The following is a 15,126-nucleotide window of genomic DNA, read 5'->3' as shown; positions in this document are numbered from 1 at the left end:
TCTGACTCTGATGCACACCGACCTCGTGGCCGCGCTCGACATCGGCGGCACCAAGATCGCCGGAGCGCTGGTGGACGGCCGCGGCAGCATCCTGGTGCGGGCCCAGCGAGCGACGCCCGCGCAGGAGGACGGCGACACCGTGATGCGGGCCGTCGAGGAGGTGCTCGGCGACCTGGCCGGGTCGCCGCTGTGGGGACGCGCCACGGCCCTGGGCATCGGCAGCGCGGGCCCGGTCGACGCCTCGGCCGGCACGGTCAGCCCCGTCAACGTGCCCGGCTGGCGCGACTACCCGCTGGTGGAGCGGGCCCGGGCCGCCGCCGGCGGGCTGCCGGTCGAGCTGATCGGCGACGGCGTGGCCATCACGGCGGCCGAGCACTGGCAGGGCGCCGCCCGCGGCCACGACAACGCGCTGTGCATGGTGGTCTCCACGGGCGTCGGCGGCGGCCTGGTCCTGGACGGGCGGCTGCACCCGGGCCCGACCGGCAACGCCGGCCACATCGGCCACATCAGCGTCGACCTGGACGGCGATCCGTGCCCGTGCGGCTCGCGCGGTTGCGTGGAGCGCATCGCCAGCGGCCCCAACATCGCGCGCCGGGCGCTGGAGAACGGCTGGCGGCCGGGCCCCGACGGCGACGCCTCCGCCGCCGCCGTGGCCGCGGCCGCGCGCGTCGGGGACCCGGTGGCCCTGGCCTCCTTCGAGCGTGCCGCACGGGCGCTGGCCGCGGGGATCGCCGCGACCGCGACCCTGGTCGAGATCGACATCGCGGTGATCGGCGGCGGCGTCGGCAAGGCCGGGGACGTGCTCCTGGAGCCGCTGCGCAAGGCCCTCGGCGACTACGCCACCCTGTCCTTCGTGCGGCGGCTGACGGTCGCCCCGGCCCAGATGGGCACGGACGCCGGCCTGGTGGGGGCGGCGGCCGCCGCGCTCGCGGGCCGTACCGCCCCCACCACGGCCGCCGGGGTCTGACGGCGCCGGAGGAACCCCTGCTCAGCAGGAGAGCCGCGCGTCGGCCCAGTCCGCGTGGTCGGAGTCGATGCCGTCGCCGCCGTCGGTGACGACCAGCCGGACCACCTGCGCGCCGGTGACGTCCGCCGTGAGGGACCGGGCGGGCATGGCGTTGGTCAGGACGCCGGTCGAGGCGACCCGGGCGCCGTCCGCCCAGACCTCGAAGGCGACGGTGCCCTTGCCGCCCTTCTCGTCGTCCACGCCGACGTCCGCGGTGACCCTGGTGCACGTCCCGCCGGTGTAGTACTCCACCGCGCTGTCCGCGTGCACACCGAGGCCCTTGGCGTACACCGCACCGCCCAGGGTGATCGGATGACCGTCGCCCGCGGCGCTCTCCCCGTTGCTCGTGTCGCGCTCCACCGGTCCGTAGCCGTTGACCGCGGACAGCCACGGGAGGTCGCCGAGGTAGGAGGTCCCGGTGGGCGGCGGCACGACCACCGACGCGGTGAGCGGCACCGCGCTGTCGGCGTGGATCCCGGCCGGGGAGCGGTAACTCGTCTTCAGCGTCAGGTCGTACGACCCGATGGGCGTGCCCGCCGGAGCCGTGACCGACCACCGGATGCGCAGCACCCTGCCGGCCGGGAGGGCGGCCGTGCCGGTGGGCGACAGGGCGCGTACCGTCCAGCCCTGCGGGCCGCTCAGGGACACGGTCAGACGGGTGGCGGGGGTGCGGCCGAGGTCGGTGACCGAGGTGGTGAGCGTCGCGGGCGTGCCGGCCGTCACGAACGGGGCGCCGTCCAGGCCGGTTCCGACGGCGGGCGGATGCGCGGCCCAGCCGCTGCCGGCAGAGACCCGTACGAGCACGGTGCCGTGGGCGGGGACGGTCGCCGCGATGGTGCCGGCGGTGTGCAGGCTGCGGTGCTGCCACAGGTCGCGCAGGGTGTAGGCGGGCGCGGCGGGGAGTCCCACGGCCCGTGCGGTGGTGGTGACGCGCTGCGCGGCGGCGGTCTCGTTGAACAGGGCGACCGCGCGGCTGCCGTCCTTCATCTCCTTGGCGACGACCCAGCGGCCGCCCTCGGAGGAGATCACCGTGCCCTGCCTGCCCAGCGGGTCCTGGTCGACGGCGATGACCTCCTTGTTGCCGAGCACGTCGAAGGTCGCCTGGGAGGCCTTGCGCAGGTCGGAGCCGATGAGGAGCGGGGCCGCCATGACCGACCACATCGAGAAGTGGGTGCGGTACTCGGTGTCGGTCATGCCTCCGTTGCCGACCTCCAGCATGTCGGGGTCGTTCCAGTGGCCGGGGCCGGCGTAGGGGGCGAGGGGCAGGTTCTTCTTCAGGATCGACAGCATGGAGCCCCAGTTGTCGCTGATGTCACCCGTCGTGCGCCACAGATGGCCGACGTCCGAGGCCCATTCCCATGGCTTGTTCTCGCCCCATTCGCAGATGCTGTAGACGATGGGGCGGCCGGTGGCCTTCAGCGCGTCGCGCATGGTGGTGTAGCGCGATCTCGCGTCCACGCCCTGGTTGTTGCAGTTGTCGTACTTGAGGTAGTCGACGCCCCAGTCCGCGAACTGCCGGGCGTCGCTGTACTCGTGGCCCAGCGCGCCCGGGAACCCGGCGCTGTTGCAGGTCCTGGTGCCCGCGCTGGTGTAGATGCCGAGTTTGAGGCCCTTGGAGTGGACGTAGTCGGCGACCGCCTTGATCCCGTTCGGGAAGCGGGCCGGGTCGGGGACGAGCTTGCCGTCCGCGTCGCGCTCGGGCAGGGCCCAGCAGTCGTCGAGGTTGACGTACCTGTAGCCGGCGGCCTTCAGGCCCCTGTCGACGAAGAGGTCGGCGATGCCCTTGACCATCGACTCGTCGAACTCGGCGCGGCAGTGCGTGGAGTTCCAGTTGTTGAAGCCCATGGGTGGGGTGAGAGCGAGGCCGTCGGCCAGGGCGGGGGCCTCGGCGGGAACCTCCGCGGGGGCGGCGACGGCGGGGGCGGTCAGGGCGATGGGCGTGACGCCCGCCGCACAGAGCAGTACCGCGGTGACCGCGCCGAGCAGCCGTCCGCGGCGGGCGATGGGGGCGGTACGGGTGGGTGTGGTGTTCGTGGGGGCGGTGCGCGTGTGCGGGTGACGCATGGTCGACGTTCCTCCGGACTCGCGTGGGATGCGGGGTGATGCGGTGCTGTGGTCTTTCGCGGTGCGGCCGTGGCTTGCCGTGGTCGGCACCGGCCTTGCGGTGGCTTCATGTCCGCGTCAAGCTGTGCGCGTTTACGGTAGGACGTGTCCGACTCTGTTGGAAAGCGTGCCGACGCGTCGGATTCCGGTCCCCTCGCGGTTCGCCGGGACCGTGACCAATGGCGCCCGTCCGCGTTGACAGGGCATGAAGAAGCGCAGCATGCTCGCCCTCGCCTCCCTCGCCACCGGTTTCGTGGTGGCCGCCGTCACCCCGTCGCACGCCGCAGGTCACGACGCGCTCGGGGATCTGCACGTGAAGGACACCGTGGGCAGCGTCGACCACCTCGTCGGCCAGGACGGCCTCGCCATGGACGACGACGCCCTGGGGCAGGGCGACTGAGTCCGTCCCCTGGGCGGGGCGGCTGAGACAGCGCCGCCGCGCACGGCGCCGGCGCCCTGCCGCAGGGCCCCGGCGCCGTGGCATGCCCGCGGTGAGGAGGCAGGTGTCCTCGTGCGCGGCGCCCTCAACTGGGGCTGGTTTCCGTGGCAGGGTGGAGCGGGCAAGCCACAGGGGGCCAACAGAAGAGGGGGAAACGTGATCGTCTGGATCAACGGCGCGTTCGGTGCGGGAAAGACGACCACCGCACGGGAACTGATCGAGCTGATCCCGAACAGCACGCTCTTCGACCCCGAAGTCATTGGTGGAGCGCTCCCGCACCTGCTGCCGGCCAAGCGTCTGGCCGAGGTCGGCGACTACCAGGACCTGCCGATCTGGCGGCGGCTGGTGATCGACACGGCGGCCGCGATGCTCGCCGAGCTGGGCGGCACCCTCGTGGTCCCCATGACCCTGCTGCGCCAGGAGTACCGCGACGAGATCTTCGGCGGTCTCGCCGCGCGCCGCATCGGCGTCCGGCACATCCTGCTCGCCCCGGCCGAAACGATCCTGCGCGAGCGAATAGGGGGCCGGGAGGTCCCGCCCGACCTCCCGGACGGCGAGATGCGGATGCGCCAGTGGTCCTACGACCACATCGAGCCCTACCGCGCGGCCCTCGCCTCCTGGCTGGCCTCCGACGCCCACCTCGTGGACACCAGTGCGCTCACGCCGTACGCCACGGCCGTCCGGATAGCCGAGGCGGTGGGGAGCGGGACGGTGCCCGTGTGCGACATCGTGCAGACCCCCGAGCCCACGGCGGAGACGGTGGCCTCCGGCGTCCTGCTCTTCGACGAGCACGACCGCGTGCTGCTCGTCGACCCCACCTACAAGGCCGGCTGGGAGTTCCCCGGCGGTGTCGTCGAGCCCGGCGAGGCTCCCGCGCGAGCCGGTATGCGCGAGGTCGCCGAGGAGACCGGGATACGCCTGGCCGACGTGCCCCGGCTGCTCGTCGTCGACTGGGAGCCGCCGGCGCCGCCCGGATACGGCGGCCTGCGCCTGCTCTTCGACGGCGGCCGGCTCGACTCGGCCGCCGCCGGACGGCTGTTGCTGCCGGGGCCCGAACTGCGGGACTGCCGCTTCGTCACCGAGCGGGAGGCCGCCGACCTCCTCCCGCCCGTGCGCTACGAACGCCTGCGCTGGGCCCTCCGTGCCCGCGAACGGGGCGCCGCCCTGTACCTGGAAGCGGGCGTGCCGGTCGGCTGACCGGCCGCGATCCGCGGTGCCGCTTCGAACTCCGGCCCGGAAGCCGCCCCCTCGGCGCGCGCCTCCGGCGGAGGGCCGTCCCCACGGGTGACGCCGCCGACCAGGGCCCGGACACCGCCGCCCGCCCGCGCCACGGCCCGCATGCCCCGGCACCGGGTCGGCCGCCATTCCTGGCCCGGAACCGGCCGCGCCGTCGGCGGATCCTCGGGCGCCGGGTCGGCCGCCATCGGTGGCTCGGGACCGGCTGCCGTCGGCGCGTTCCCCCAGCGCGGGGTCGGTCGTCGTTGGTGGCCCGGGCCGGTCGCCGCCGGCGCGTCCCCCGGCGCGGGGTCGGTCGTCATCCGTGGCTCGGGCCCTTCGCCGTCGGCGGGTCCCCAGCCACTGGGTTGGTCGCCGTCCGTGGCCCGGGCCGGTCGCCGTCGGCGGGTTCCCGGGCGCGGGGTCGGTCGCCGTCCCTGGCGTGCTGGACCGGGCCCGGGGCAGCCGCCGATCCCGGCCCGTGCCGCTGCCGCGGCCCGCGAGTGCAGGCCGTCCGGTAGGCCGCCGTTCAGGCGCGCTGCTGTCCGGCACCGCTGTCAAGCGGCGCCCGCTTCCGGCCCCGGCGTGCCCCGGAGTGGCTGTTCGTCCGCGAGGGGGCTGCCCCGCCGCCTCCCGTGGCGTGCAGCCCCCCGCGAGCCGCCGACGGCCGTTTCAGCCCGCGTAGTTGAGGAGGAAGAGGGCCTCCGTGGCCGACAGGCGCTCCAACTCCCCGGGGGAGACGCTCTCGTTGACGGCGTGGATCTGGGCCTCGGGCTCGCTCAGGCCGATGAGGAGGATCTCGGCCTCCGGGTACAGCGCGGCGAGGGTGTTGCACAGCGGGATGGAGCCGCCCTGGCCCGCGTACTGCATCCGCTCGCCCGGGTAGGCGACGGCCATCGCGTCGGCCATGGCGCGGTAGGCGGGGCTGGTGGTGTCGGCGCGGAAGGCCTGGCCCTGGCCGATCTGCTCGGTGCGCACCCGGGCGCCCCACGGGGTGTGGGCCTCCAGGTGGGCCTGGAGCAGCTTGGTCGCCTCGGCCGCGTCGACGCCCGGCGGCACGCGCAGGCTGATCAGGGCGCGGGCACTCGCCTGCACCGAGGGGGTGGCGCCGACGACGGGCGGGCAGTCGATGCCGAGGACGGTGACGGCCGGCCGCGCCCAGATGCGGTCGGCGACCGTGCCCGAGCCGATCAGCTCCACGCCGTCGAGCACCTTGGCGTCCTTGCGGAACTGCTCCTCGTCGTACTGCAGCCCCTCCCACGCGGCCCCGCCGGGCAGGCCGTCGACGGTCGTGGAGCCGTCCTCGGCGCGCAGCGAGTCCAGGGCACGGATCAGCGCCGCGAGCGCGTCCGGCGCGGCGCCGCCGAACTGGCCGGAGTGCAGGTTGCCCTGGAGCGTGTCGACCTGGGCGCGGACGAGCGTCATGCCGCGCAGGGTGGTGGTGACCGTGGGCAGTCCGACGCGGAAGTTGCCCGCGTCGCCGATCACGATGGTGTCGGCGCGCAGCAGTTCGGGGTGCTCCTCCGCGTAGCGCTCCAGGCCGCCCGTGCCCTGCTCCTCGGAGCCCTCCGCGATCACCTTGATGTGCACCGGTACGCCGCCGTTGGCCTTCAGGGCGCGCAGCGCGAGCAGGTGCATGATGATCCCGCCCTTGCAGTCCGCGGCCCCGCGCCCGTACCAGCGGCCGTCGCGCTCGGTCAGCTCGAAGGGCGGCGTGTCCCAGCCGGCCTCGTCCAGCGGCGGCTGCACGTCGTAGTGGGCGTACAGCAGGACGGTCCGCGCGCCCTCGGGGCCGGGCAGGAAGCCGTACACCGACTGGGTGCCGTCCGGCGTGTCGAGCAGCGCCACATCGGTGAAGCCCTCGGCGCGCAGCGCGTCGGCGACCCAGTTCGCGGCGCCCTCGCTCTCGCTCCGCGGGTACTGGTCGAAGTCCGCCACCGACTTGAAGGCCACCAGCTCGGCGAGCTCGGCCCGGGCCCTGGGTATCAGGGAGGCGACGGTCTCGGCGACCGGATGCGACGACATGGGCACGCTCCTCGTAGGTGCGACTCGGTGCCGGCGGGTACCTCGGGTGGTACTTCCGGGCACCTGGGTGTTCCGGATGACCGGGTCAGCGTAGGCGCGTCCCGGTGTGTGGTGCGCATACGCTGCCGATCCTCCCACAGCGGTCACCGGCCGGGGCCGCCGTAGGATGCGGGAGACAGCAGCAGCGAGCGGCTTGATCGGGAGCGGTAGACCATCGTGAGCAGCGAGAACTCTTCGGCGGACGACGTGCGGCAGGTGTGGGACGTCGTCGTGGTGGGCGCGGGACCCGCGGGGGCCTCGGCCGCCTACGCGGCGGCGGTCGCGGGGCGGCGCGTGCTGCTGCTGGAGAAGGCGGAGCTGCCCCGGTACAAGACCTGCGGCGGCGGCATCATCGGCCCCTCGCGCGACGCGCTGCCGCCCGGTTTCGAGCTGCCGCTGAAGGACCGCGTGCACGCGGTGACGTTCTCCCACAACGGCCGTTTCACCCGCACCCGCCGCTCCAAGAGGATGCTGTTCGGCCTGATCAACCGGCCCGAGTTCGACCAGCAACTGGTCGAGCACGCGCAGAAGGCGGGCGCCGAGCTGCGTACCGGCGTGGCCGTCTCCCGGGTCGAGCAGCACGGCTCGGCGGTGCCGGACCGGCGCACGGTCGCGGTGGTGCTCCAGGGCGGCGAGACGGTGCTGGCGCGGGCGGTGGTCGGCGCGGACGGCAGCGCCGGCCGGATAGGGGCGCACGTCGGGGTCAAGGTGGACCAGGTCGACCTCGGCCTGGAGGCGGAGATCCCGGTGCCCGAGACCGTCGCGGAGGACTGGCGGGGGCGGGTCCTCATCGACTGGGGTCCCATGCCGGGCAGTTACGGCTGGGTGTTCCCCAAGGGGGACACGCTGACGGTCGGCGTGATCTCGGCCCGTGGCGAAGGCGCCGCCACCAAGCGGTACTTGGAGGACTTCGTCGCCCGGCTCGGCCTCGCCGGCTTCGAGCCGAGCATCTCCTCCGGCCATCTGACCCGCTGCCGCGCCGACGACTCGCCGCTGTCGCGCGGGCGCGTGCTGGTGTGCGGGGACGCGGCCGGACTGCTGGAGCCGTGGACACGCGAGGGCATCTCCTTCGCGCTCAGGTCCGGGCGGCTCGCGGGGGAGTGGGCGGTGCGGATCGCGGAGGCGCACGACGCCGTGGACACCCGCCGCCAGGCGCTGAACTACGCCTTCGCGGTCAAGGCCGGCCTCGGTGTCGAGATGTCCGTCGGCAAGCGGATGCTGGCCCTGTTCGAGCGTCGTCCCGGCCTCTTCCACGCCGCCCTGACCGGCTTCCGTCCCGCCTGGCGGGCCTTCCGGGACATCACGCAGGGCTCCACCTCGCTGGGCGAGCTGGTCCGCACCCACCCCATGGCCCAGCGCGCCCTGACCGCGATGGACCGGCGGACCGCGCCGTCCGCGCCGGCCGCCGCCGAGGACGCGGTCAGTCCCTGACCGTGATCCGGAAGACGGGGTGGTCGCCGGCGGACGCGGCGATCTCCTCGTCGGAGGACTTGGCCGTCACGCCCTGGAAGTACTGGTTGACCTCCCAGCCCCACTTCTCCAGGTAGGTCCGCAGCACGGGGAGCTTCTCGGCCTCGGACAGCTCCACCGCGGTGAAGGCGCGGACCTTGCGGCCCACCCGCAGTTCGCCGCCGCCCGCGGCACGCATGTTGCGCACCCACTGGGAGTGGCCGCGGGCCGAGACGAGGAACTGCTCGCCGCCGTACGTGTGCGGGTTGACGGGGATCCGCTGCGGCTTGCCGCTCTTGCGGCCGGGCACGGACAGCTCCGCCGAGCCCGCGAGGCTGATCCCGTGCCGGGCCAGCCAGCCGATGACGCCGTTGAGCCGGACGGTCATCGGGCTGCCCTTGAGGTAGTACGGCGACGGAGAGGACGACGAGGAAGACGAAGCCGGCGACATGGTGACCCCCACTGGTTGGGAGAGCAGTGCTCTCGGTTGAGAACAGTGTGCGCCGGATCGGTGCTCCATGGCAAGAGCAGTGCTCTCATTTGTGTGCGGTGCTCCGAAATCGTGGAACACTCTTCCCATGAACACCCCACAGGGAGCCCGCGCCCGGGCCAGGACGGAGATCACCGCCGCGATCAAGGACGAGGCCCGCAGACAGCTCGCGGCCGAGGGCGCCGCGAAACTCTCGCTGCGCGCCGTGGCCCGCGCCCTCGGCATGGTGTCCTCCGCGCTGTACCGGTACTTCCCCAGCCGCGACGACCTGCTGACCGCCCTCATCATCGACGCCTACGACTCCCTGGGGGCCGCCGCGGAGGAGGCCCACGAGGCGGTCGCCGACGAGATCCCGGCCGTGCGCTGGACCGCCGTGTGTGTGGCGGTGCGCGGCTGGGCGCTCGCGCATCCGCACGAGTACGCCCTCATCTACGGCTCGCCCGTGCCCGGTTACGTCGCGCCGCAGACCACCGTCCCCGCGGCGGCCAGGGTCGGCCTGCTCCTCATCGGCGTCGTCCGCGACGCCCACGAACGCGGCGCCCTGACCCCGCCCCCGCTCCCCGGCGAGTTGCGGGCCGAGGCCGAGCGGATGACGGCCGACTTCGCCCCCGGCATGCCCCCGGAGGCGGCGGCCCCGCTGGTCGCCGCCTGGGCGCAGCTGTACGGGCTGGTCGGCTTCGAGCTGTTCGGCCAGTTCCACCGGGTCGTGGAGGACCGCGAACCCTTCTTCCGGGACGCGGTCGCCAGGCTCGGGCGGTCGATCGGCCTACGGGACTGACCCTGCCCCCGAGCCTGGCGCGGCCTCCGATCCTGACCTGTCTCCGACCCCGGACGGCTGCCGAGCCTGACCCGGCATTTCAGCCTGACCCGGCTTTTCGGCCTGCCCCGGCCTTTGAGTCCGCCCCGGCCGCTCGGTCCGGCCCGCCCGGTGTACTTCTCCGGGAGTACGGGTGATCACCTCCTGCGGCCGACGCGCCCCGCGGCGGGGGCCGTCTAGCGTGGCCGTCATGGGAGAGCAGCGCATACGCCGGGACGGGCCGCCGGGGTGGGGCCGGCCCGGGCCGGCACGGCGAGGTCGCGGCGAGGAAGGACCGGGCGGCCGGTGGCCGTGGGTGTCCACCGTCGTACTCACCGCTTTCGTGCTCATCGGCTCCTCCTTCGCGGCCCGCAACCAGCACGGCCACCGTGAGCCGCTGGACGTCTACGCCGTGCTGCTGCTCCTGGTGACCTCCGGGCTGCTGCTGTGGCGCAAGCGGTACCCGGTGTTCGTGGTCTTCGGCACCGCGGCGGCCACCCTGGCCTACTTCGCCGCGGGATACCCGTACGGGCCGGTCTTCCTCACCGTCGTGGTCGCCTGCTTCAGCGCGGTGGTGGCGGGGCACCGCCGGGCCGCCTGGACGGCCGTCGGTGCGCTGTGGGCCGGGCACGCGCTCATCGCCCTCCGGCTCTACCGCCTGCTGCCCCCGTCCGGCGACACCGCCTCCTCCTGGGGGCAGCAACTCGTCATCGCCACCTGGGTGGTGGCGCTCCTCGCCGTCTCCGAGCTCGCCCGGATCCGCCGCGAGCAGTGGGCGAGGGAGCGCGCCGAGCGGGCTGCCGCCGCCCGGCGGCGCGCCGACGAGGAACGGCTGCGGATCGCCCGCGAACTGCACGACGTCCTCGCCCACAGCATCTCCGTCATCAACGTCCAGGCCGGCGTCGGGCTCGCGCTCCTGGACACCGACCCCGAGCAGGCGCGCACCGCGCTCACCACCATCAAGGCCGCCAGCAAGGAGGCGCTCGGTGAGGTGCGCCAGGTGCTCGACACCCTGCGCGCCCCCGGCGCCGCCCCGCGCGCCCCGGCGCCCGGCCTCGGCCGGCTGCCCGAGTTGGTGGAACAGGCGGCCGGCGCCGGACTCACCGTCGAGGTGGAGGGCGAGGCGCCCCCGCTGCCGCCCGGTGCCGACCTCGCCGCCTTCCGCATCGTCCAGGAGGCGCTCACCAACGTCGTGCGGCACTCGGGCTCCCGGCGCGCCCGGGTGCGCATCGCGCACGAGGGCGGCACGCTGCGGCTGCGTATCGACGACGACGGGCCGGCAACCGGCGCGGACGCGGGCGGCAGCGGCAACGGGCTGGCCGGGATGCGGGAGCGGGCCGCCGCGCTCGGTGGCACCATCGACGCCGGTGAACGGCCCGGCGGCGGCTGGCGGGTGCTGGCCGTACTGCCCCTGAGGAACCAGGAGGAGAAGCGGTGATCCGCGTACTGCTCGCCGACGACCAGTCGCTGGTGCGGGCCGGCTTCCGGGCCCTGCTCGACGCGCAGCCGGACATCGAGGTCGCCGGGGAGGCCGCCGACGGCGAGGAGGCCGTGCGCCAGGTCCGCGAAGTGCGCCCGGACGTCGTCCTGATGGACATCCGCATGCCACTGCTCGACGGCCTCGCCGCGACCCGGCGCATCAGCGGGGACGCGGCGCTCGGCGAGGTCAAGGTGGTCATGCTGACCACCTTCGAACTCGACGAGTACGTCTTCGAGGCGATCCGCTCCGGCGCCTCGGGCTTTCTGGTCAAGGACACCGAACCCGATGAACTCCTGCGCGCCGTCAGGGCGGTGGTCGCCGGCGACGCCCTGCTCTCGCCCGGCGTGACCCGCCGCCTGATCGCCGAGTTCGCCGCCCGCTCCAAGCAGCCCGCGGCCGCCGGCGCGCTGTCCCGGCTCACCGATCGCGAGCGCGAGGTCATGGCGCTGGTCGGCATCGGCCTGTCAAACGACGAGATCGCCCGCCGCCTGGTGGTCAGCCCGCTGACCGCCAAGACGCACGTCAGCCGCACCATGATCAAGCTGGGCGCCCGCGACCGCGCCCAACTGGTCGTCCTCGCCTACGAGTCGGGACTGGTCCGCCCGGGCTGGCTGGGCTGACGTACGCCAGGTCCATCGCGGGGTCAGGTGATCGCCGAGGTCCGCCGCCACAGTCCGGCGAGGGCGGGGTCTCCGGTCACCTCAGGAATCGGGCGCCGGTTCCACAGGGACAGGTACAACTGGTCGGCCGGCCCGGTGAGTTCGGCGTCGGCCGGGCCCGAGGCATCCCGGACGGTGACCGGCGGCGCGTTGGACAGACGTATCGTCCACACCGCGTCGGCGTCCGTGGCGCGCACCCGCAGCACCCTCGGCTCGGGGCTGCGGACGCGGCTGCGGGAGCGGGCGTGGAAGCCGCGCAGCAGCTCGTCGACGCCGTCCACGGCGAAGTCCGCGCCGATCGCGGACGGGGCGCCGCCGCGCGCCGACTCGGCGTCGAAGCGGTGGACCGCCGTCTCGTGCGCCTGGCGGCGGGTCCAGAACGCCAGCGCAGAGGGGTCGGCCGAGGGCGCCGGGTGGAACGTCCAGCACTCGACGTCCGAAGGGGCCTTCGCCAGTGTCTCGACGAGCCGGCGGTGGCTCTCGCGGTACCAGGCCACCAGCTCGGCGCCGTCGAGGTCCGGACCGTCGCCGATGGGGCGCGGCGCGGGACGGGCGTCGGCGACGAAGGCGGCGGCCCACTCGTGCACGGCGCCCGTGTGCCGCAGCAGGTCCCGCACCCGCCAGCCGGGGCAGGGCGGCACCCCGGCCCCCGTCCCCGCCTCCTCGGCGGCCGCCGCCAGCAGGCGGCCTTCCTGGTCGAGTGCGCGCAGGAACTCCTCGGTGTCCATGCGAGGGAGTGTGCCCGACGGGCCCCGCACCCGGGCAAGGGGGTCCCGCCCGGCGGCCCCGCGTCCCGGGTCGGCGTATGCCGCGTTGCGGTGGGCCATCCGGTGGGTTGGGGTGGAGAGGACTCACTTCCCAGTGTCCCGGACGGCGATCATGACGATGTCCCCCTTCGGCGCCTCCTTCGGCGGCCCGGACCCGTTCTCCGAGATCCTCAACCGGTTCTTCGGCATGACGCCGGGAGCCTCGCCCCCGCAGGTGCAGAGGGTGCCCATCGGACGGCTGCTGACCGAGTCCGCGCGCGAACTGATCAACCGCGCCACCAGCCGGGCCGCCGAGGACGGCAGCTCCGACCTGGACACCGAGCACCTGCTGTGGGCGTGCACCCAGGTGGAACCGACCCGCGGTCTGCTCGCCCAGGCCGGGGCCGACCCCGACCGGCTCGGCTCCGACCTCGCCGAGGCGCTGCCCGGCGAGAGCGGCGTCCCCTCCGCCCAGCCGGGCCTCACCCCGGCCGCCAAGCGCGTGCTGCTGCGCGCCTACGAGCACTCGCGGGCGGCCGGAGTGTCGTACATCGGCCCGGAACACATCCTCGGCGCCCTGCTGGACACCCCGGGCGCGGCGGCCGGCCGGGTCCTCGCCACGCACGGCCTCGAGGCGGAGCAACTGCGCCGCGGCGCCGAGACGGCCGCGCGCGCCGAGGCCGGCCAGGGCGGTGCCGAGACCCCGAGCACCACCCCGACCCTCGACCAGTACGGCCGCGACCTCACCGAGGAGGCCCGGGCCGGGAAGCTGGACCCCGTGGTCGGGCGGGCGCTGGAGATCGAGCAGACCGTGGAGATCCTCTCCCGCCGCTCCAAGAACAACCCCGTCCTCATCGGCGAGCCCGGCGTCGGCAAGACCGCGATCGTCGAGGGCCTCGCCCAGCGGATCGTCGCCGGGGACGTGCCGAAGACGCTGGAGAACAAGCGGGTGGTCGCGCTCGACCTGACCGGGCTGGTGGCGGGCGCCCAGTACCGCGGGCAGTTCGAGGAGCGGCTGAAGAACGTCATCGACGAGGTCAAGGCGGCCTCGGAGTCGACGGTCCTCTTCCTCGACGAACTGCACACCGTCGTCGGCGCCGGCGCCACCGGCGAGGGCTCCATGGACGCGGGCAACATCCTCAAACCGGCCCTCGCCCGCGGCGAACTGCACGTCGTCGGCGCCACCACCCTCGACGAGTACCGGCGGTACGTGGAGAAGGACGCCGCCCTCGAGCGCCGGTTCCAGCCGGTCATGGTGCCCGAGCCGAGCGTCGAGGAGACCGTGCAGATCCTGGAGGGCCTGCGCGACTCCTACGAGGCCCACCACCAGGTCCGCTACAGCGACGGCGCCCTCGCCGCCGCGGCCGGGCTCTCCGACCGCTACGTCACCGACCGGTTCCTGCCCGACAAGGCCATCGACCTGCTCGACCAGGCCGGGGCCCGGGTGCGGCTGCGCTCGCTGGGCCGGTCCACCGAGGTCGCCGAGCGCGAGGACCGGCTGGCCAAGCTGCGCCGCGAGAAGGACGAGGCCGTCGCCGCCGAGGACTTCGAGCGCGCCTCGGGGCTCAAGGACCGCATCGTCGAGGTGGAGACCGAGCTCGAAGGGCTCGCCGAGCGCCGCGAGGGCGTCCTGGAGGTCACCGTCGACGACATCGCCGACGTGCTGTCCCGGCGCACCGGCATCCCTGTCGCCCAGCTGACCGAGACCGAGAAGGAACGGCTGCTGAAGCTGGAGGACGCCCTGCACGACCGGGTCGTCGGACAGGACGAGGCCGTCACCGCCATCGCCCAGGCGGTGCGCCGCAGCCGCGCCGGCATGAGCGACCCCGACCGGCCGGTGGGTAGCTTCCTCTTCCTCGGTCCCACCGGCGTGGGCAAGACCGAGCTGGCCAAGGCGCTCGCCGAACTGCTCTTCGGCGACGAGAGCCGCATGGTCCGCTTCGACATGAGCGAGTTCCAGGAGAAGCACACGGTCTCCCGGCTCGTCGGGGCCCCGCCCGGCTACGTCGGCCACGAGGAGGCCGGCCAGCTCACCGAGAAGGTGCGCCGCCAGCCGTACAGCGTGCTGCTGTTCGACGAGGTGGAGAAGGCCCACCCGGACGTCTTCAACACCCTGCTCCAGGTCCTCGACGACGGCCGGCTCACCGACGCCCAGGGCCGCACCGTCGACTTCCGCAACACCGTGGTCATCATGACCTCCAACATCGGCGCCCAGCGGATCCTGGCCCACCACGGCGACGTGAGCGCCATCAAGGACGAGCTGATGGAGGACCTGCGGGCGAGGTTCCTGCCCGAGTTCCTCAACCGCATCGACGAGATCATCATCTTCCACGCGCTCGGTGAGCGGGACCTCGACCGGATCGTGGACCTGCTGCTCGACAACAGCAGGCGGCGCGTGCGGGCCCAGGGCATGGAGCTGGAGGTCACCGACGCCGCGAAGAGGCTGCTCGTCGCGCACGGCCACCAGCCGGAGTTCGGCGCCCGCCCGCTGCGCCGCACGATCCAGTCCGAGCTGGACAACCGCATCGCCTCCCTGCTGCTCAGCGACTCGGCCGACCCGGGCGACACGATTGTGGCCGACGTCGTCAACGACGCCCTGGTCTGCCGGGTGGAACGGCCGACGGCGCCGGGCGGCGACGGCCAGGCGACCGCCACCGCGCCGACCGCCTGACCTTCCCG

General features: G+C 74.1%; 12 protein-coding genes. 8 read left to right on the top strand and 4 right to left on the bottom strand.

What is annotated here, in order from left to right:
• The first annotated feature begins 10 nt into the window (after positions 1 to 10).
• The gene (locus tag IE249_RS07395; protein WP_189703955.1) at positions 11 to 967 is read left to right on the top strand and encodes an ROK family protein; all 957 of its coding nucleotides are present in this window, start codon (positions 11 to 13) and stop codon (positions 965 to 967) included.
• A gap of 21 nt (positions 968 to 988) precedes the next feature.
• Here IE249_RS07395 and IE249_RS07390 read toward each other — a convergent pair whose 3' ends face one another.
• Complete coding sequence (locus IE249_RS07390; protein WP_189703954.1) at positions 989 to 3,070, bottom strand: NPCBM/NEW2 domain-containing protein; 2,082 nt, start codon at positions 3,068 to 3,070, stop codon at positions 989 to 991.
• 244 nt (positions 3,071 to 3,314) lie between these two features.
• Here IE249_RS07390 and IE249_RS07385 point away from each other — a divergent pair, with 244 nt between their 5' ends.
• Positions 3,315 to 3,509 (top strand): hypothetical protein, encoded by a 195-nt coding sequence (locus IE249_RS07385; protein ID WP_189703953.1) that lies wholly within the window; start codon positions 3,315 to 3,317, stop codon positions 3,507 to 3,509.
• A gap of 195 nt (positions 3,510 to 3,704) precedes the next feature.
• Positions 3,705 to 4,745 (top strand): NUDIX hydrolase, encoded by a 1,041-nt coding sequence (locus IE249_RS07380; RefSeq protein WP_189703952.1) that lies wholly within the window; start codon positions 3,705 to 3,707, stop codon positions 4,743 to 4,745.
• 690 nt (positions 4,746 to 5,435) lie between these two features.
• Here IE249_RS07380 and IE249_RS07375 read toward each other — a convergent pair.
• Positions 5,436 to 6,788, bottom strand: a complete 1,353-nt coding sequence (locus tag IE249_RS07375; protein ID WP_189703951.1) for a dipeptidase — start codon at positions 6,786 to 6,788, stop codon at positions 5,436 to 5,438.
• 216 nt (positions 6,789 to 7,004) lie between these two features.
• Between IE249_RS07375 and IE249_RS07370 the strand changes: the two genes are divergently transcribed.
• Entirely contained in the window at positions 7,005 to 8,258 is a 1,254-nt protein-coding gene (locus IE249_RS07370; protein ID WP_189703950.1) for a geranylgeranyl reductase family protein, read from the top strand.
• Here IE249_RS07370 and IE249_RS07365 read toward each other — a convergent pair.
• Positions 8,248 to 8,727, bottom strand: coding sequence for a nitroreductase family deazaflavin-dependent oxidoreductase (locus tag IE249_RS07365; RefSeq protein ID WP_229857770.1), 480 nt, complete (start codon positions 8,725 to 8,727; stop codon positions 8,248 to 8,250). The two genes, IE249_RS07370 and IE249_RS07365, sit on opposite strands and share 11 nt — an antisense overlap.
• A gap of 127 nt (positions 8,728 to 8,854) precedes the next feature.
• Between IE249_RS07365 and IE249_RS07360 the strand changes: the two genes are divergently transcribed.
• From IE249_RS07360 to IE249_RS07350, 3 genes are all read left to right on the top strand, one after another.
• Entirely contained in the window at positions 8,855 to 9,544 is a 690-nt protein-coding gene (locus IE249_RS07360; RefSeq protein WP_189703948.1) for a TetR/AcrR family transcriptional regulator, read from the top strand.
• Positions 9,545 to 9,773: 229 nt separating this feature from the next.
• Positions 9,774 to 11,000, top strand: coding sequence for a sensor histidine kinase (locus IE249_RS07355; protein ID WP_189703947.1), 1,227 nt, complete (start codon positions 9,774 to 9,776; stop codon positions 10,998 to 11,000).
• Positions 10,997 to 11,662 carry a response regulator transcription factor gene (locus tag IE249_RS07350; RefSeq protein WP_189703946.1) on the top strand — a complete coding sequence of 222 codons (666 nt, stop codon included), beginning with the start codon at positions 10,997 to 10,999 and terminating at the stop codon, positions 11,660 to 11,662. The genes IE249_RS07355 and IE249_RS07350 overlap by 4 nt, the downstream gene beginning before the upstream one ends.
• Positions 11,663 to 11,685: 23 nt before the next feature.
• Here the strand turns inward: IE249_RS07350 and IE249_RS07345 are convergent, their stop codons facing one another.
• Positions 11,686 to 12,429, bottom strand: a complete 744-nt coding sequence (locus tag IE249_RS07345; protein WP_189703945.1) for a maleylpyruvate isomerase family mycothiol-dependent enzyme — start codon at positions 12,427 to 12,429, stop codon at positions 11,686 to 11,688.
• A gap of 151 nt (positions 12,430 to 12,580) precedes the next feature.
• On the opposite strand from IE249_RS07345, the gene IE249_RS07340 reads away from it, so the two are divergent.
• Positions 12,581 to 15,118 (top strand): ATP-dependent Clp protease ATP-binding subunit, encoded by a 2,538-nt coding sequence (locus IE249_RS07340; RefSeq protein ID WP_189703944.1) that lies wholly within the window; start codon positions 12,581 to 12,583, stop codon positions 15,116 to 15,118.
• Positions 15,119 to 15,126: the final 8 nt, after the last annotated feature.

The sequence above is a fragment of the Streptomyces anandii JCM 4720 genome (genome assembly GCF_014650655.1).
Lineage (GTDB): Bacteria > Actinomycetota > Actinomycetes > Streptomycetales > Streptomycetaceae > Streptomyces > Streptomyces anandii.
Note: the sequence above shows the minus strand (reverse complement) of the source record. Positions and strands in the feature narration are given on the sequence as shown.